Source organism: Sporosarcina sp. FSL K6-1540 (assembly GCF_038620285.1).
Taxonomy (GTDB): domain Bacteria; phylum Bacillota; class Bacilli; order Bacillales_A; family Planococcaceae; genus Sporosarcina; species Sporosarcina psychrophila.
Map to the genome: position 1 here is coordinate 1,850,666 of NZ_CP152018.1, position 18,515 is coordinate 1,869,180.

The 18,515-nt window shown below is 39.6% G+C and carries 13 protein-coding genes; 5 read left to right on the forward strand and 8 right to left on the reverse strand.

Going from position 1 to position 18,515, the window contains the following annotated elements:
• The first annotated feature begins 66 nt into the window (after positions 1-66).
• Positions 67-3,288: an SNF2 helicase associated domain-containing protein gene (locus tag MKY15_RS08435; protein WP_342539431.1), complete on the forward strand. Its 3,222-nt coding sequence runs from the start codon at positions 67-69 to the stop codon at positions 3,286-3,288.
• A gap of 216 nt (positions 3,289-3,504) precedes the next feature.
• On the opposite strand, the gene MKY15_RS08440 is transcribed toward MKY15_RS08435, so the two are convergent.
• From MKY15_RS08440 to MKY15_RS08455, 4 genes are all read right to left on the reverse strand, one after another.
• Positions 3,505-4,365, reverse strand: a complete 861-nt coding sequence (locus MKY15_RS08440; RefSeq protein WP_342539433.1) for an SDR family oxidoreductase — start codon at positions 4,363-4,365, stop codon at positions 3,505-3,507.
• A gap of 1 nt (position 4,366) precedes the next feature.
• Positions 4,367-5,389 carry a polysaccharide biosynthesis protein gene (locus MKY15_RS08445; protein WP_342539435.1) on the reverse strand — a complete coding sequence of 341 codons (1,023 nt, stop codon included), beginning with the start codon at positions 5,387-5,389 and terminating at the stop codon, positions 4,367-4,369.
• 64 nt (positions 5,390-5,453) lie between these two features.
• Positions 5,454-6,053 carry a glycosyltransferase family A protein gene (locus tag MKY15_RS08450; protein WP_067204523.1) on the reverse strand — a complete coding sequence of 200 codons (600 nt, stop codon included), beginning with the start codon at positions 6,051-6,053 and terminating at the stop codon, positions 5,454-5,456.
• 403 nt (positions 6,054-6,456) lie between these two features.
• The gene (locus MKY15_RS08455; RefSeq protein ID WP_187046415.1) at positions 6,457-6,606 is read right to left on the reverse strand and encodes a hypothetical protein; all 150 of its coding nucleotides are present in this window, start codon (positions 6,604-6,606) and stop codon (positions 6,457-6,459) included.
• A gap of 246 nt (positions 6,607-6,852) precedes the next feature.
• Here MKY15_RS08455 and MKY15_RS08460 point away from each other — a divergent pair, with 246 nt between their 5' ends.
• Entirely contained in the window at positions 6,853-7,824 is a 972-nt protein-coding gene (locus MKY15_RS08460) for an alpha/beta hydrolase (RefSeq protein ID WP_342539437.1), read from the forward strand.
• 64 nt (positions 7,825-7,888) lie between these two features.
• Here MKY15_RS08460 and MKY15_RS08465 read toward each other — a convergent pair whose 3' ends face one another.
• The 3 genes from MKY15_RS08465 to MKY15_RS08475 form a co-directional block, all read right to left on the reverse strand.
• On the reverse strand, positions 7,889-8,695 hold the full coding sequence (locus tag MKY15_RS08465) for a YitT family protein (RefSeq protein WP_342539438.1): 807 nt from the start codon (positions 8,693-8,695) through the stop codon (positions 7,889-7,891).
• Positions 8,696-9,199: 504 nt separating this feature from the next.
• Positions 9,200-10,390: a M14 family metallopeptidase gene (locus tag MKY15_RS08470; RefSeq protein WP_342539439.1), complete on the reverse strand. Its 1,191-nt coding sequence runs from the start codon at positions 10,388-10,390 to the stop codon at positions 9,200-9,202.
• A gap of 489 nt (positions 10,391-10,879) precedes the next feature.
• The gene (locus tag MKY15_RS08475) at positions 10,880-11,539 is read right to left on the reverse strand and encodes a hypothetical protein (protein WP_342539440.1); all 660 of its coding nucleotides are present in this window, start codon (positions 11,537-11,539) and stop codon (positions 10,880-10,882) included.
• A gap of 547 nt (positions 11,540-12,086) precedes the next feature.
• Between MKY15_RS08475 and MKY15_RS08480 the strand changes: the two genes are divergently transcribed.
• Together MKY15_RS08480 and MKY15_RS08485 are read left to right on the forward strand one after the other, a co-directional pair.
• On the forward strand, positions 12,087-12,875 hold the full coding sequence (locus MKY15_RS08480; RefSeq protein ID WP_067204540.1) for an AraC family transcriptional regulator: 789 nt from the start codon (positions 12,087-12,089) through the stop codon (positions 12,873-12,875).
• A 532-nt stretch (positions 12,876-13,407) separates the two neighbouring features.
• Positions 13,408-14,790, forward strand: a complete 1,383-nt coding sequence (locus MKY15_RS08485; protein WP_342539441.1) for an ammonium transporter — start codon at positions 13,408-13,410, stop codon at positions 14,788-14,790.
• 484 nt (positions 14,791-15,274) lie between these two features.
• Here MKY15_RS08485 and MKY15_RS08490 read toward each other — a convergent pair whose 3' ends face one another.
• Positions 15,275-15,679, reverse strand: coding sequence for a hypothetical protein (locus tag MKY15_RS08490; RefSeq protein WP_067204543.1), 405 nt, complete (start codon positions 15,677-15,679; stop codon positions 15,275-15,277).
• A gap of 410 nt (positions 15,680-16,089) precedes the next feature.
• Here MKY15_RS08490 and abc-f point away from each other — a divergent pair, with 410 nt between their 5' ends.
• Positions 16,090-17,760 (forward strand): ABC-F type ribosomal protection protein, encoded by a 1,671-nt coding sequence (abc-f, locus tag MKY15_RS08495; protein ID WP_342539442.1) that lies wholly within the window; start codon positions 16,090-16,092, stop codon positions 17,758-17,760.
• Positions 17,761-18,515: the final 755 nt, after the last annotated feature.

The following is an 18,515-nucleotide window of genomic DNA, read 5'->3' on the forward strand; positions in this document are numbered from 1 at the left end:
CTTGTTTGGTATACTCAAGGTAATAAGCGAGAACCCGGAATCCGAAACGAGGGAGGAGGCAGACCAATGAATATAAAATTAAACCGAGAGTTAATTAAAGACAAGTGCGGTACAGTCTCCTTCAAAAGAGGTGAAGCTTTTTATCGGGCTAATAAAGTGACAGTTAAAAACTACGGTCCTAATGGTTGTGAAGCAACAGTTGCAGGAATGGATGATTTCCATGTCACCATTAAAAAGGATGAAAAAGGTGGTTTACTTACGAAATGTAGCTGTCCTGCACTAGCTTCCTTTCAAATGGATTGTCAGCATATTGCAGCCGTTTTACTATCGATTAATGCACTTCAGCGTCAGGAAATCCCCAATAGTCTAAGTGGATTCCAGTCTGATTCATTAACAAATCAAGAACTAACGGAAGGCTTACTGACACTTTTCAATGCCCAACCTAAACGCTCTAGCGGTCATCAGCTTCACTTTGAAAACAGGCAAGTGCTTGATGTGGAATTTACGTGCAAAGCCGTTACCCTAGGAGAGGGGCGGCATATATTTGGAATAAAGGTGAGGATTGGTCCGACTAATGTGCAGAATATCAGGGACTTTCTGAAGCATGTGAAAGACGGACATACTAGCGTGCTTTCTAATTCATTCACGTTTAACCCTAATCTTCATTGCTTTCAAAAAGAAACAAATGCTTTGATCCAGCAGCTTATCCAAGTAATTCATGATGAAGATGTATATGTTGATGAATTGTTGGGGAAATCAAATTATGTCAGCGATCATCATACACTACTGATTCCTCCATCTTCTTGGGACAGGCTATTTCCCATACTTGAGAGAGTACCATCGATTAAATTGGAATATGGCGGGAATATGTATGCCGGTCTTCGTGTATCGAACGAACCACTTTCTTTACAGTTTGACTTTGCTGAAGCTGAGGGCAAAGGCTATCAACTGAAGATCAAAGGGTTGAATCAAATGGTTGTGCTGAATTCATACAGCTCTGTCTTATCTGAAGGGAAACTAATCCAGCTGAAAAGTGAGGATTGTAAACGTCTCTCGGACCTAAAGGAGTTGCTTGATGGTTCAGGAACGAATCAAATTTCGATTCCTCAAGAGCAGGTTAGTTTTTTTCTAGAAAAAGTGGTGCCTGGTTTGAAGAAACTAGGCAATGTACAACTATCGGACAGTATGTATAAGCACCTTCTTAAGACACCGCTAATTGCTAAAGTGTACTTGGATCGTGTGAAAAACCGATTGCTCGTTGGGTTGGAGTTTCATTATGAAAATATTATGATCAATCCATTGGAACCTACTGGGGATATCCCGGCAAGCTCCACTTTTGTGAGGGATATGGATAAGGAAGAAGAGATCTTGCAGTTAATAGAAAAAAGCTTGTTTTCCAAGACAGACGGCGGTTATTTTTTGCACAATGAAGAATTGGAATATGAATTTTTGTATCATGTCGTTCCGAAGCTTAAAACGTTTGCGCAAATATATGCAACTACGGCTGTGAAAAATCGGATATTTAGAGGCAAAGCTCACCCGAAGATTACTGTGAAGATGAAAAAAGAGAGAACCAATTGGCTAGAATTCAAATTTGAGCTCGATGGTATCCCTGAAAAGCATATACGTGAAGTTCTATTGGCTCTAGAAGAAAAACGGAAGTACTATCGATTGGGTAATGGATCCATACTCTCATTGGAGACGAGGGAGTTTGAAGAAATGAACCGCTTCTTGAATGCACTTCCTGAACAGCATGAAGAATTGGAAAGCGGTTTGATATTACCATTTGCTCAAGGTCTTCAGCTTCTTGATTCAGTCGATAATCGTGATGTGTTCACGTTAGAGAAATCGTTCCTGCAATTTTTGGAGAACGTCCACAATCCAGACAGTTTGGGGTTTGAAGTCCCAAAAAGTTTGGATCCAATATTACGGGACTACCAAAAAGATGGCTACAAATGGATGAAAACACTTGCTCATTACGGATTCGGCGGGATTCTTGCAGATGATATGGGGCTGGGTAAAACAGTGCAAAGCATCACGTTTATTTTATCCGAGCTTCCTAACATCCGTAAAAAGAAGCTCCCGGTTCTTATTGTCTGCCCATCATCTTTGACGTATAACTGGTTAAGTGAAATCATGAAGTTTTCTCCAGAGATTCAAGCTGTTGTGGTAGATGGTAATAAGACAGAGCGGAGCAATTTACAGAAGGATGTAATAGATATGGACGTTCTTATCACTTCCTATCCGTTGTTGCGCAGTGACATCATGTGGTACGAAAAACAGTTCTTTCATACCGTTTATTTTGATGAGGCACAGGCATTTAAAAATCCTGTGACACAAACAGCAAAAGCAGCGCGGAAGATACAGGCAGATAACCGCTTCGCCCTAACTGGTACACCGATAGAGAATTCATTAGAAGAGCTATGGTCCATTTACCGGGTTGTCTTTCCTGAATTATTTCAGGGTCTTAAGGAATTCAGTAATCTGCCAAGGAAAACGATTGCCCGGAGGATTCGTCCATTTTTGCTTCGTAGGTTGAAAAAGGATGTCCTTGCGGAGCTTCCTGAAAAAGTCGAGTGGCTGGAATCGGTGGAGTTGCTACCTGATCAGAAGAAGCTATATGCTGCCTTTTTGGCTAAGCTCAGACACGACACACTGAAACATCTCGACAAGGATACACTCCGAAAAAACCGCATCAAAATTCTCGCTGGTTTGACTCGGTTAAGACAGATTTGCTGTCACCCGGCCTTATTTGTGGATGGCTATAAAGGAAGTTCGGGGAAATTTGAACAGCTAATGCAGATTATAGAGGAATCCAAGCTGTCGGGAAGAAGGGTGTTGATTTTTTCCCAATTCACGAAAATGCTTGGACTTATAGGTAGAGAGTTAGCGAATCAAGAACTGCTTTATTTCTACCTTGATGGACAAACGCCATCAGAGAAACGCGTGGAAATTTGTAATCGATTCAATGCAGGTGAACGTGATTTATTTCTCATTTCCTTGAAAGCAGGCGGTACAGGTCTCAATCTGACGGGAGCAGATACCGTTATTCTATATGACATTTGGTGGAATCCTGCGGTTGAGGAGCAAGCAGCTGATCGTGCGCATCGTATTGGCCAGACAAATGTTGTACAAGTCATCAAGCTTGTTGCCCGCGGTACAATCGAAGAAAAAATAAATGAATTGCAAGATAAGAAAAGGCATCTGATTGAAGAAATCATCGATTCTGAGGAGAAAGCGTCGTCTACTTTAACCGAAGAAGACATTCGGGAAATATTAATGTTATAAAGCAAGTTAAGAACAGTGTGAACTGGAAGATTACGAGGTGGCAATTACTAGTGTTTACAAGGGAAAAGTCTTCAGTGACCTTTAAGATCTTAAAGAAAAGTAATGGTCGCAAACCCGTTTACTACAAATTAAAAAAGGTATCTGGTTCTGAAACAATTCTAAATCGCTTCAGGACCAGGTACCTTTGTTTATACTTCCATTATCTGAAGAACATGGTCAACGTTTACTGAAATAGTGTGGGTATAAATTCTTGTGTGTCCAAATCCATTGTTTCATCTCTATGATCATATTTTCATAACTGGGTACTTTGAATGAAAAATCCTGTCGGTTATTTATCAGTGTTTTATCGGCATTGACGGAATCGCTAGGCAAAATCGTTAACTCATCCGCTTTAAAATTCGCATTGAATTGTTTTAATAAATCAAACTTACTTATACTCTGATTATTTACAAGGTGATATAACCCTGTTAAATCTTCGATTGCAGCCTTTTCCATAGCTTTTGCTAAAGTCAAAGTAGTGACGCCAGTCCAGATGGCTCCTGTAAATCCATTAATAGTTCCTTGTTGTTTCATAAACCAATCAAATAAACCAATTCCATTCTTTTTCATATCCGGACCAATAATTGAATTTCTAAAGGTTAAATTTTTGTTATCATTAACTTCGCCCAGAGCTTTTGTTCGATCATAAAAAGTTTCACCATCACGAGCGCTATCTTCGGAATAGGGTCCTGATTTACCTGAGAAAACACAATCTGTACTCATATGAATTAATTTAGTGTTGGTGTTTTTTAATTTATCGGCTATAAGGTGTGGTAAGTAACTATTTAGATAGACAGCTCTTGACGGTACTAACTCACACGCTTCGTTTAAAATACCTATGCAGTTGATCACTACGTCATAGTTTTCTTTTACTAGAATTGAATTCAACAAAAAATCATCCATAATATCCCCATTTATGTTCTTGCAATAAGGAAATGCTGTTCTTGAAAAGGTAGTAACTTCATGCCCTTTCTCACTTAAAAATAATGAGATGGTGTGACCTGCCATTCCAGTTGCCCCAAGAACTAGGAATTTCATGTTATCCTCCATTCCATTTACGCAGTTCGTCTTTAATGAAATCTAGTTTTAACAACTTTTCTTTTATTTCATCTACTGAAAGGGTCTTTGTATTATTAGAGTTATATTCATCGGTCAACGTAATTTTAGGGGAACCTTCTTCGAGGTATTTCCCATAATTTAGATCTCGGTTATCAGCAGGAATTCTATAAAAATCTCCCATATCAATTGCTTTGGCTGCTTCTTCTTTCGTAAGAAGTACCTCGTAAATTTTTTCTCCGTGACGGGTACCAATGATATTAACTTCATTTTTCGCATTAAATAATTCAATCAATGCTTGTGCTAAATCTTTTATATAACAAGCGGGGGATTTTTGAACCACAATGTCGCCATTCACTGCGTTTGTAAAGGCATATAACACCAATTCGACTGCTTCTTCAAGGCTCATCATAAAACGAGTCATTTTGGAATCAGTAACCGTTAACGGCTTTCCGTTCTTAATTTGTTCTATGAACAATGGTATGACTGATCCACGGGATGCCATCACATTACCGTAGCGAGTTCCACAAATTAAGGTTTTGTCAGGAGTAACCATTCTAGATTTTGCAATGAATGTTTTCTCCATCATCGCTTTTGAAATCCCCATTGCATTGACAGGGTATGCGGCTTTATCTGTAGAGAGACAAATGATTTTTTTCACACCTGCGTTTATCGCTGCAGTTAATACATTTTCTGTTCCAAGAATATTTGTTTTTACGGCTTCTAAGGGGAAAAATTCGCAAGAGGGAACTTGTTTAAGGGCTGCTGCATGAAAAACGAAGTCTACATTGTACATAGCGTTATTTAAACTGCTACTATCACGTACATCTCCGATGAAAAATTTAATTTTGTTATTCTGATATAAAATGCGCATATCATCTTGTTTTTTTTCGTCTCTTGAAAATATCCTAATTTCCTTGATATCAGTAGTTAAGAATCTTTCTAATACAGCGTTACCAAATGAACCAGTTCCACCTGTTATTAGTAATATTTTATCTTTAAACATATAGTTATAGGTCAACTCCTTTCATTGGAGAGGCTGTTCCAGAAATAGAACGACATTCATTTCCTTATTTCAGCCCTCTAAGATGCAAATCAGATTCGGAAGTTTCTCTAGGATAGTTATACCAATAGGCAAATAGTCCAGTATATTTACACTTGGGGTTATTATCCATTAATACTCTATTAAAATCCCAATCTCCGGCAAAATCTTTTCTCGTTGTGAACACTGCATCCCCTATAAAACTTCTTCGAATGATCTTAAATTGTCCACACCACGTATAAGCATCATCTTTACTTTTCACAAATTGTAGTCCGTGTTTCGTTAACATATTGTAGTAATAAATGTCATATTCACCGTCAACTTGTGCTAGTACATCCCGAATCGGAGGTAAATATTGATCATCGCTATCAATGATTGCTACATAATCCCCGGTTGCTTCAGCAATGCATCGATTATATGATTCACTAGCACCTCTATTTGCTTCATGCGTTATTATTTTTAATTGTGGACAAGTTTTTTCATATTCCTTTAGTAGTTCTACTGTTTTATCAGTGGAACCATCGTCGCAAACAATAATTTCATAAGCATATTCTTTCGGAATACTATCCAGCATTATCTTAATCCATTCTTCACTATTGTAAGCTGGAGTTAGAAAACTAATTTTCATTCAAAGACCTCATTCCTTTATTGATCAATTTATTAATACCAAGGTAGTAGAAAGCATGCATCATCTACCGTTAAATTTTCCAATTAGCGCAATTCGTAACAAGTTATTGTTGATACCTTGTTAAAAAGAAATCTCATACCTTATGCTTATCAAAAATACGTCTGTCCTCGATTAATATATGCGTGTGATTATTTAAACTTTAGGCCGATGCGTTTTCTGTAGGTAGAAATCGATTATGTATGAGGATGAGTAGCTGAGTTAATAACGTTTTAAGTCAAAATATCCAAAATAAATCCCCCTAGTCAGATGCTCATCTGACTAGGGGGATTTATGTTAGATGCGATAAGTAGAATTCAGTGCATCAGTTAACAGTTCTCTAGGGGGAAACTGACAGGCACTGTTTTCAACGCTTTCTTTTGTTTTTCTTACCATCTAAATTTAAAAATTCGCTTTCACGTGCAAACTCAACATCGTCTTTCGGCTTTGTATCGTATTTGAGGGCATTCCGCTGTTTACCTTTGTCTTTGTTTTTGTTTTTATTTTCTTCCGACATGACTTGAACCTCCTTTTGTAGAATGATTTCATCCTAGCTATTGTGTCCAAGGTGCAGAGTTCTATGTAGGAGAATGCAAAATAGGTACCATTCCTTTTTGCACGAATTGCTTGGGTGATGCGATAGACTATCAGAAACTCTATTGGTATTTCCTGTAATCGTATTGATTTCTTTCATTTTTCTCAGTTTCTCTACTATACTAATCATAGGCGTCATGAATGCTAAGAGACAGCATAGTAAAGGGGAATGAGTAAGATTCGAATCAAATGGAAGAGGCTACTTGTTCTTTTTGCTACAGTTTTCTTGCTGATCCAAATCATCGGCAGTTTCTTTTTTTATGAGCTAGCAGTCAAGCGGGGACCGAAAGATTTCTTGCAGAAGAATGCAGATTTGGAAGTATCCGATAAGGCAATGAACCTCTTTTTGAATGGAGATTGGATAGGTTGGGTCGCGGATCAAAATTTTGAACGACTCACTTTAACGTCACGCGACGGACTGAAACTGTCAGGTTACTATTTGCCGGCATCCAAGCCAACGGATAAATTGGTCATTTTAACGCATGGCTATTTAGGAAACGCGAAGCAAATGGGGCTATTCGGACAGCATTATCATAACGATTTGGATTATAATATTTTCATGCCTGATGCACGAGGGCATGGAAAGAGCGAGGGTAATTATTATGGATTTGGCTGGCCAGATCGGCTCGATTTGATTGATTGGACACAACTATTGGTGGAGAAACTTGGAACTGATATTAAAGTGGTCTACCATGGTTTATCGATGGGGGCGGCGACCGTCTTGATGGCTAGTGGAGAAGAAGAACTTCCTAGCCAGGTCAAAGCCATCATAGCGGACAGTCCCTATGCGTCCGTCTATCAATTATTCCAGTATCAAATGAATCGGATGTTTCATCTGCCGGCATTTCCATTGTTAGATAGCACCAGTGTGTTAACCAAAATCAGGGCAGGTTATTCATTCAGAGAAGCGAGTGCACTAAAAGAGGTGGAGAAAACGAGTGTCCCGATCCTGTATATTCATGGGGAAAGCGATACATTTGTTCCAACAGAGTTGACAAAGGATTTGTATCGACATACTTCAAGTGACGCAGAACTCTATCTTGTCCCGAATGCAAACCACGGTGAATCCATTGCATTGGACGAAGACAAATACAATATGAAAATAAATCAGTTTCTTAACCGTTATATTGAATTAAAATAGGTGCCACTGGTTCTAAAACAATTTGAGTTGTTTTCAGAACCGGGCACCTATTTTTTACTATCTACTAGTTAACTGAAAATTTACCATCAACTTCAACCGTCTCATAAATATTAATAAATGCGTCTTCATCATGCTTTCGGACAATCTTTTTAACATGCAGCGTTTCATAACGCGTGACGACCATCATTAAAATGTCTTTCTTCTCTTGAGTATAGCCCCCGTAACCTTCCGTAATCGTAATCCCACGATAGATGGATCCCAGTAACTCATTGCGTATTAAATCACCTTTTGTCGTGACAATCTGCAGCGTCAGTTTGACGTGATCTGTGAAGATTGTATCGATCATTTTACCAGTGATATAGATAGACAACAGGGTATATAACGCGATTTCCCAGTCAAAGACAAATCCTGAAAGTAGCACGATTACGCCATTCATCCCCGTGAGGAGAAGGCCGATACTGAAAGAACTTGTACGGGAAACGATAATCGCAATAATATCCAAACCGCCAGAAGTTCCTGAGTATTTGAGGATAAGACCAACGCCCATACCACCAATGCCGCCACCGAAAACCGTTGATAACAGGATATTGTCTGTCACAGCAACGACTGGTATCACGTATAAGAATGCCGAGAGCGACACGACGCAAACCAGTGTGTTAATGGTAATTGTTTTTCCGAGTTTGTAGTAGCCTAAAACAATCAAAGGCAAGTTAAGGACTAGATTTAATAGACCGGTGTTAAATGGGCTGATTAGGCCGAGTAAAATTGCGATTCCGCTAATACCACTACTTAAAATCCCGAAAGGAACGAGAAAGCAGTTAAAAGCAAATGCAATAATGAGTGAACCTAAGACGACAATTAAATTTTTCATAACTAGTAAATCTCCTTCCAGCTTTGGCAAATAAAAAAACTCGACCCTAAAAAAGGGACGAGTTCGTGCTCGCGATTATACCCATAACTCCGCAGGTTTCTAAAAACAAACGGCTTTCAGTCAACGTATTCTCATACGTGCCCCAGATAACGGTGGAAAACCGTCAAAGCTAACTGACTTATCGGCTTTGTATCTCAGAGATGAATTTCGGATAAGGGCTGTTCGTCGACTTTCACTAAGCGCCAACTTATTAGGGAACAGGGGCCTTTTCGTACTTTTTCTCGTCATAGACTTTTAGTGTTAGATGTTAATTTAGCAGAGAAAAATTGACGTGTCAATACGTGTTTACCTGCCTTACTATGAATTGAATACCTTTTGCTATCAAACGGTCATGATTATTTAGTGTGCAATGTCTAAAGGGGTGGAGAAGAACTTCACATACCGTCAAGAAAACCCAGTTTCGTTCACAGGCACCCGCATACTAAGTCGGATTTTTTTAATTAGTCATACATATAAACCTGCTAGAAAAATCCCTAACGTCTCTTGATAAATTTCATCGAACTGGTCCAAGGGAAGCGGGTTTTTTCCTGAACCAAGTTCAACTGTGAATCCAGGTCTCCGCCATTCCTGAATAAACCAATCCTTATATCCAGCATAGCTTTCAATTGTTTGAACTGATTCGTATCCGCTGACCCTACTGAACTCGTTAACAAGAACTTCAGACTCAGGAGGTTCAAGGTTCTCGTACCCCCAATAAATAACTTCTCCCTGTGTATGAAAAGCGAGTACTCTTGCAAAATCCCGCCTTCTTGTCAGGTCCGCAATTGCAATTGCCTCAGGTTCGGACAAAGGACGCTCACCGCCATAATCTCTTGGACCCGGATACTTAGGATTACGAGCTCTTTCCCGATCCCAATTGGCAGGAAATTGATCATTCAGATCCACACCCCTTATATTGGCTTTCCAGTCTGAAAAGTCCAAGCTACCATTATTCAATTCAACAACTCTGCTTCGCCATGGCTCATTTGCAGGCGGACCATTTAACACCAAATTAACTCCGTCCGGATTGATCATCGGAACAATGGATAATGTCGTTTGTTGGTAAAAGGGGAATGTAAAAAGACCGCGGATAGTAGTTTGGTTCGTTAATGAAAGCAAATAATCATTTAAAAAGGTCAAAATGATAGGGGTAGTAATCCATTCATTCGCATGAAATGAAGCATTATAATGAACTCGTTTAGTTCCACTACCAACCAAGATTTCTGGTATTTCTCGTTTTAAAACGGAATTTCCGATAGGAGCGGTTTGCAAAAATGGATAAACGGCTAGTAACCTTCTGATATCATTCATCATAATGTCGTAATCAAAATTTTGTTTCCCGTTTATAAGCCTCCAGGTAATCCTCTGAGGAATTTTAATCAACTGTCCAACTTGCAGGCGGTTCGGTTCAAGATTAGGGTTGACAAGAAGAAGTGAATACAAAGGAAGATTTAGTCTTTGTGCGATCAAACATAAAGAATCCCCTGTTTGAATTTTATAATTGGTAGCAACAAATCCAGGGATTTGAATTCGCTGACCTGTCGTAAGTATTTGTGTGTTGATGTTTCGGTTGGAATCGATAATCAGTTGAAGAGGCATCTTGAATACCTGGCTGAAATTCCAAAACGAATCTCCAGGTCTAGCAAATATGTCCATGCATTTCCTCCTCTTAGTTGGAAATACTCAGTAATAAGAGTATGTGAAGTATTGCTTAACAATTACATAAAACTAAAAAGGGAAATTAAAAATCTATATACGTTGAACAAATGAATACGGCGTATGCGCTTTATAAGGGCTTTTGTGAGGCCACTGAAACAGCCCTTGTACTTGGAATGAATTAGGATTCCCCACTAATCCCGCTTCGACTACCACGAAGACGCGCCTGCGCTGGATGGTCTATGTGAGAAAGAGTATTTCATTATTAGTGATGAAATCTGCAATCTGGATTGCGGATTTCTTGACTATAATTATACAGTTAATGCCAAGAGGTTATTCCAGATAGGTTAAAGAATACCTCATCTGGCTTAAGGCGAGATGCCTCCCCTAGCGCCGTAGCGGTTCAATGGAAATAAATCTACGTGGAAATGAAAACGATAAACAGGCACTAGGAAAGATTCCCTAATGCCTGTTTATTTTCTTTAAGCTTTACAGATTTTCATATGAAGTCATCTTATCCATATTACTCGCAACCAAAGCAATGAGTGTGCTCGCCTCTTCTTTTGTAAAGACGAAGCTGCTTTCCTCTTTGTGAAGCTCGTTGCCTTCCGACCAAAAGCGCTTGACCCTTCGAAGAACACCATCTCCAGTAGCATTGACTACCCCAAATTGATGCGTTATTTCTATTGCATCTTCGATTTGGAAAGCAGTGACTTCAGGTGTTTCCCATTCGACGCTCAATTCCTCAAACTCTGTATCAGAAATTTCACCCACGTAGTATTCTCCACTATTGACGGCGTCTAAAACGAACTCCTCGTCAAGATCATCTAGTTCATCATCACTGATGAAATCATGGAAGATATCATGAATAGCGTCAATTATATCTTCAATGTCAGTAAGAATGATTCTGGTTTGCTGTTCGAATTCAAAGTCAAAAGTTTCCACGTAAAACTCTGCGTTATGTGGATCAAAATGAAGGGTACAGAAGTAATCCCTTTCGTCGTCCTCCGTTTCGACAAAAAATTCGATACGTGGATGTTTTGCACTTTGGTCAATCGACATATGACCGACTTGATCATATTGATCGCAAATTGAATTCAGATGATCATGAAGCTCAGTAGTTACTCTGTTAAACCATTCCATTGACATGCTTTAAACGCCCCTTTATTTTTATTCCTCAATTCATATCTTTTCCCAATTCGTGTATTTTATCTAAAAAAATAAATAAAAAGTGTAAAATGTTCAAATGAAGCAAAAATCATGAAAATGGTGCAACTCATATCACGAAAATCACAAGAAATCGTTAGTAATTGGTCGGTCATATAATCAAATGAATACTTGAATTCACGATCGATCCGTTCGAATAGTATCGCCCCAGATTGCGCAGGCTTGGTAATTGGCAAACATCATAGAAAAGCCAGCTATTCTTTCATACCAAAGAGCTTCTGCACTCTGTGTACTTATACATTCAGACATCTCGGTAATCGTAATAGAAGTCATTCAATCCGAAGTAATCCAAAAACGCGACTATACAAGTAGTGCTAAGGGGGGAATCAAGTTATTTACTGGTTGATTTGGTTAATCAGCACGTGTGGTAGGTGTTTTTTTAATGGAACAATGCATTAGAGTTGCTTAACATATAGATGCAGAATAAAGTAAATAGGTAAGTTGTTGCTGAATAAAAGGAGGAGTTGGGATGCTTTATCTGAATTCAGATCATTTTATGTTGAAACCATTTTTGGCCACTATTCATTGTGAACCGAGCTGGCAATGGAAAAAACGTGATAAACCAATTCCCAACTATGATTTATTTTATGTTTGGGCTGGGGAAGGGACAGTAGTGCTCAATGGTAAGCCATATAATGTAGAAAAAGGGCATTGCTTTCTTTTTAAACCCGGCGATGAGACAACAGCCACACATAATCCGCAAAATCCCCTCGTGTTAACTTACATTCATTTTGATATAACTGAACCGTTCCAATTGGTACCTTCAGGTCACCGGGTCTTCAAAAATTCCATTACCTTTGAATCGCTTTTAACTCAATATGTTCGATTATTTCTAGTGCAGGCATTTGGTGCAAAAATTGAGGCCCAGCTAATCTTGAAGCAATTGATGATCCATTTATTAAGAGAAGAACGAGGACAAGAAAAACAAATGACTAATACGAGCAATAAATTACTAGAAACGATTCGAGAAATTGCCAATTATATTCAACAAAATCCAGGGTCGCCGCATACGATTAATAGTTTGGCTGAACGTGCAAATCTATCTCAACGATATTTTTCACAGAATTTTAAACAAGTCATCGGCCATACCGTCAAGTCTTATATTGTCTATTCTCGTATAAAGCGAGCTGAGCATTTATTGCTTTTTACAGGACTCACAGTGACAGAAGTTGCTGATGCTCTAGGATATAACAACATCCATTTTTTCAGTAGACAATTTAAAAAGTACACTGGTAAAAATCCCTCAGAGATACGATAAGCATATTCGGAAATCTACCCATACGTTCAAGAGCCAGGCATTTAGTTGCCTGGCTTTTATGTATTTCATGAACTTTATCTATGAACATAAAAGTGTAAATGTTTGATCAGATAATCTAAATATCTTGGATCCTCTGGCTGATAGTATTGAAAGAGAAAAGGAGTTGAGGAAGATAGCCAATGAGCCAATAAGTTTTTTTACGAATGTTTATTCAGAGTTGTTGCTTGAGGATTTGCAGTACTGGCGAACATAAAAGGGGGAGTATCCAGTACAGTCATGGCGCAAGCATGAACCGCTCTTTAAAGACTTAAGTGCTATTTATTGAGCACGTACTATTATCATTCGTGTCTTATCAAAGTTTCTGGGTTCGGCCTGCTCAAGATAGGATCATAGCTCATTGCCTGCCTAAAGCAAATCAACATGAGGCTAAAACATTAACATAGTAACGGTGTTGAAAACTGAAAGTGTTCTGGTGCTAGTTCCGCGTACAAATAAATTAGAAGTAATAAAAAATAGGAGGAGGGAATTTTAGATGGATAACTTATTCTTATTAAATAGTGTCTGGATTATGTTGGGCGCTATTTTAGTCATTTTGATGCAAGGTGGATTTATATTATTGGAAGCGGGCTCGACAAGGATGAAAAATGCCGGTCACATTGCCGGTAAAACTATATTTACATTTGGAATTGCCTCACTTGTTTTTTGGGCAGTTGGTTACGGATTTATATTTGGTGAAAATGGGAACTTTTTTGTAGGGTGGTCTGACTTCTTCTATTCAGGCTATGAAATAGAGGGAAGTACCTATTCGACTGCCGTATTCTTTGTATTTCAGCTTGCATTTGCAGGCATTTCATTAGCAATTGCTTTCGGAGGCTTTGCAGAGCGGGCTAAACTTTCCACCTATCTTGTCTTTGCCTTGCTGTTCTCAATTATCGTTTATCCGGTAGTAGCCCACTGGATCTGGGGTGGTGGATGGTTGGCAGCGCATGGAAAACAGGATTTTGCAGGGTCAACAGTCGTCCATTTAACAGGAGCAATGGCAGCATTGGCAGCTACGATTCTATTGAAGCCAAGAGCTGGAAAGTACAACGTCGATGGAACTGCTAACAACTTGAGCGGACATAACCAGGTTTACACTACTTTAGGTGTCTTGATCTTATGGGTAGGTTGGTTCGGTTTTAACGCTGGAAGCACACTTGGAGTAGAGAATGGATTCTTCGGATTTATTGCCTTAAATACTAGTTTGGCAGCATCAGCGGGAGCGATAAGTGCGTTGCTTATCTCATGGGTTGCTTTAGGGAAATCTGATGTTCCGACAATGCTGAATGGGACATTGGCCGGACTTGTTGCGATTACTGCTTCATGTGCTTTTGTAGAGACATGGGCGTCGGTAATCATTGGCCTTGTTGCCGGAATACTGGTATTTTATAGTGCTAGATTTTTTGAAAGACGAAAAATAGACGATCCAATTTATGTGCTTTCAGTTCATGGTATTGCAGGCGTATGGGGGACCTTATCAACTGGGTTTTTTGCCTCACCCAGATTGGCAACTGTTGGGCATGAGGGGTTATTCTATGGTGGAGGATTCACTCAACTTGGGGTCCAGTTCATGGGCGTGACCGTATCGGCTGCCTATGCGTTTTGCGTATCCTTCGCAATTTTGTTTGTCATGAAAAAGGTGATGACGGGATTGAGGGTGACGGCAGAACAAGAAACAGTCGGTTTGGACTATAGTGAACATGGAAGCTTCGGATATCCTGAAGCATTATCGATTACAGGGAAACTTGACGAAATGAACACGGTATCTCCGTACGGAATTGAAACGCCTGTTCCTCAACCGATAACATCAAGTTCACTAAAAATACCACCGAAAAAGGCACTATCAGTCAGTCCTCTTAGCACGCTAAATAAGTAGCCAGGTAAATGTTAAACCGCTTTCTCTTTTGGGAGTTGAACAGAATTACGTAATACCTAGCGTGCAAAGTTTCTTAAATTGCATATTCACAGAGTAGAGGTTAGATATGTACGTTATATCTAATCTCTATTTCTTTTCTTATTTTAGGAAGTGTCACTTTCTATAGGGGCTTACATGATGTGGAGTATAGGTCTTACTAAAGAACACATTGTACAATCTTCCTCGTTCGTACAAGATCCTATCAACGAAAAAATCAACATTATAAAAGTAGGAAATATAACAGTTTTAAATTTAATAGAAATCACCACCATATTATAATTTTGATGGAAAAAATTTTTCAGTGAAATGGGGAGGGTTATTCTTCCTTGCCCACGCTAAAGTCTAATTTGAAAAGTGTCCCTTTGATTTTAAGTGAGATACTTTTTGTACTTAATCCTTGTATAAAATAGGTCAAGTATATAAGAATTTTTTATTCAAAAGAAGCCTACTTTACCATTTTAACTAACAAGTCTTCACTTTTATCGTCCCATTTAATGGTTATTGGAATTGGCATATTTTTATGAACGGGCTGAGTATCGCCATACATCTGTAAATACATTTCATTATCATCATCGAATGAACCCTCTTCTTCAAAAGTATTAGGGGCTTTAGGTTCTATTTCATAAGTAAAAGTTTCCGGACGAGTACCTTCTCCAACATAAAAAAATCTATATGTTAAAGCACTACCGGGAGTTGCAAGCCTCTCTACTTCTAATTCTACTCGCCAATTTTCACTTTCACCTTCAAAAGCAACTCTTACTAAATCTTCCTCGTTGGTACAAGCTGTCAACGAAAAAATCAATATTATAAAAGTAGATAATATAACAGTTTTAAATTTAATAGCAATCACCACCTTATTGTAATAGGAAACGAAATTTTCAGTAAAATGAAAGAGTAAAGAAGGGTTTTTCAGTGTTTATCTAATTTTACAGTATCAGAAGAAAGAAATGAATGAATAATTTATTCTTGAATTATGGTAACTTGGTTAGAAAAACAGAATAGTATGCTATAATATGTATAACTTTAAAAGAGGAAGGAATGACGTGTGGACAATGAAGTACTAATCTTTTGATTCCGGAAACTGAATTTTTTATTCGAACGGAAAATAGGATTAGTCTGTCCACATTTAAATAAGTTCCTTCCTCTTTGCACGAACAAGAGGCTTTTTAGAGAACTTTGAATTTGGATGAATAATGACTAATCCTTCCGATTTTATGTCGGAGGGATTTTTGTATTCCCTCCGAACTTGGAGGAATGGATATGCTTATTGGAACATTAAATCAAGTATCAGTAGCACATGGTGAAACGGTAATCTTTGATGGAGTGTCTGCGGATATTCCGGAAGGGGCGTGCATTGCGATTGTTGGAGCAAATGGTGCGGGGAAAACGACGCTGCTGTCATTACTAGCAGGGGAGAGAGTGCCAACGTCAGGTTCAGTTAATTGGAATGGCAAGCCGCCTTCCATCACCTATTTTAGGCAGGAACAAGAAGACGAGGGGACAATCGATTGGGAACGGGCAGAAACCCATACGTACCGGCGGAAGTGGAAAGTACCGGAGCGTGCTGAATATAGTTCTGCAAGCGGCGGGGAGCGGATGAAGATGCGGCTGTCGTCTGCGCTCGCTGAGAAGAGCAGGCTGAACCTTTTGGATGAACCGACGAATCACTTGGACAGTGACAGTCTGGAAGAATTGATCCGGATCATCAATGAGGGTATTGGTACGTATCTGATCGTCTCCCATGATCGGCATTTCATCGACAGGACGGCGGATTTCGTATTCGAAATTGAGCACGGCAAACTGACGGTCTACAAAGGAAACTATACGCAATACCGGAATCTGAAGGACGCGAATCGGGAAGTCCAGTTGAAGCATTATGGACAGCAACAGCGAAAGATTGAGCAAGTGGAAGAACAAATCGCCGAGTTGGAAAATTGGTCTGCGAAGGCACATGCGGAATCGACGAAAAAGGGCGGAAGAATGATGGGGGCAAAGGAATACTTCCGGATGAAGGCGAAAAAACGCGATGTCCAAATCCGTTCGAAGCATAAACGGCTAGAAGGGGAATTGGAAAAAGATCGTATTGAGAAGCCTAAAGATGAAATTGGCGTGTCTTTTGACGTCAAAGGTGGGAAGAAAAAAGGGAAGCGAGTCATGGAGTTAAAAGATGTCCGAAAGTTATTCAGCGGGCATGAACTTTTTGCAGACGTCTCGTTTACTGTACAAGCGGGTGAGAGGATTGGTCTTATCGGTCCAAATGGTGCAGGGAAATCGACGCTTTTCCGGATGATACTTGGAGAAGAGAATTATAAAGGAAGTCTCTGGAAAACGAACGGAATGACGATTGGTTATTTGAGTCAGACAGCAACTGACTTTCCAAAAGACATGACGATGGCGAATTATTTTCATGTGGATACGTTCCGCGAACAGGGAGTAATCCGTACACATTTGACAAACCTTGGATTTTCAAAGCAACAGTGGGACCTGCCGTTGTCGGACCTCAGCGTTGGCGAGCGGGTGAAGGTTAAATTGATGCAGTTCATTGTCGAGGAAACGGATGTATTGCTGTTGGACGAACCGACGAATCATCTTGATTTACCTTCTAGAGAAGAGCTAGAAAAGACACTGGAGACGTTTCCAGGAACGTTGCTTTTCGCCTCACATGACCGTTATTTCACAGAGCGGATGGCAGACGGGCTGCTTCTATTCGAGCAAGGGACAGTGCGGAAAATACCGCTGACATATGCTGAATGGCAAGAGCGCAGTGCCATAGTGCAACCTGAAAAGACTGCTGATGAACGTTTGCGGCTTGAAACGGAGCTGCAGGCAGTGCTTGGGCAGTTGAGTATGATGAAACAAGGGGATAAAAGGTATGCTGACCTCGATAAGGTTTTTAATGAGTTAAGTAAAAGATTAAGGGCATTGAAGTGAATGGAGAACTATATATGTTGAACAAATGAATAGGGCGTATACGCTTTACAGGGGATTTTGGGAGACCACTGAAAAGCCCTAATACTTGGAGTGAATTGGAGTTCCTGCTAATACCGCTTCGACGCTTTGTGGATGCCTCCCGCGATAAGCCAGAAAGAAGACCTCTTTCAGTCTTATCGCTCCGGCTACCACGAAGACGCGCCTTCGCTGGATGGTCTATGTAGAAAGTGCATTTCATTATCTGGGATGAAATCTGCAAGCTGGAGTGTGTCTTTCTTGAATATAATGAGTAGCAAAAAGTAATCACATTATATACATCTCAAATTCACATTTCTCTCGATAATGAACACCCTAGCGCAGGCGCGGCAAAGGGGTCGCCGAAGCTGTAAGACTGGATGCGAAGCGCTAATCCAGGCTTACGGTGAGAGGCATCCCCAAAGCGCCAAGCGTTCTACAATCCATACCCCGAATTACAACTCTCTGATTATTGAGCACCACAGTAGATTCAGTGGTATTCTTTAATTCAACATATATTGACAATGTTTTTTCCGAAACAAATAGTCTAGTAGTGTGAAGATAGTGGAAACAAAGTGTTTTGTGGATAGAGACCACTGAAAGGGTTCTGTATTTGCTTTAAATGAAAATAGTCATTCAAAACAGCGTCTGCCAAAAAGGGACGCTGTTTTTCATTCCATAAAAAAGTTTCAGCATCTAATGGCGAATACACAAGTTTCTGTAGATAAAACTTTCCGCTA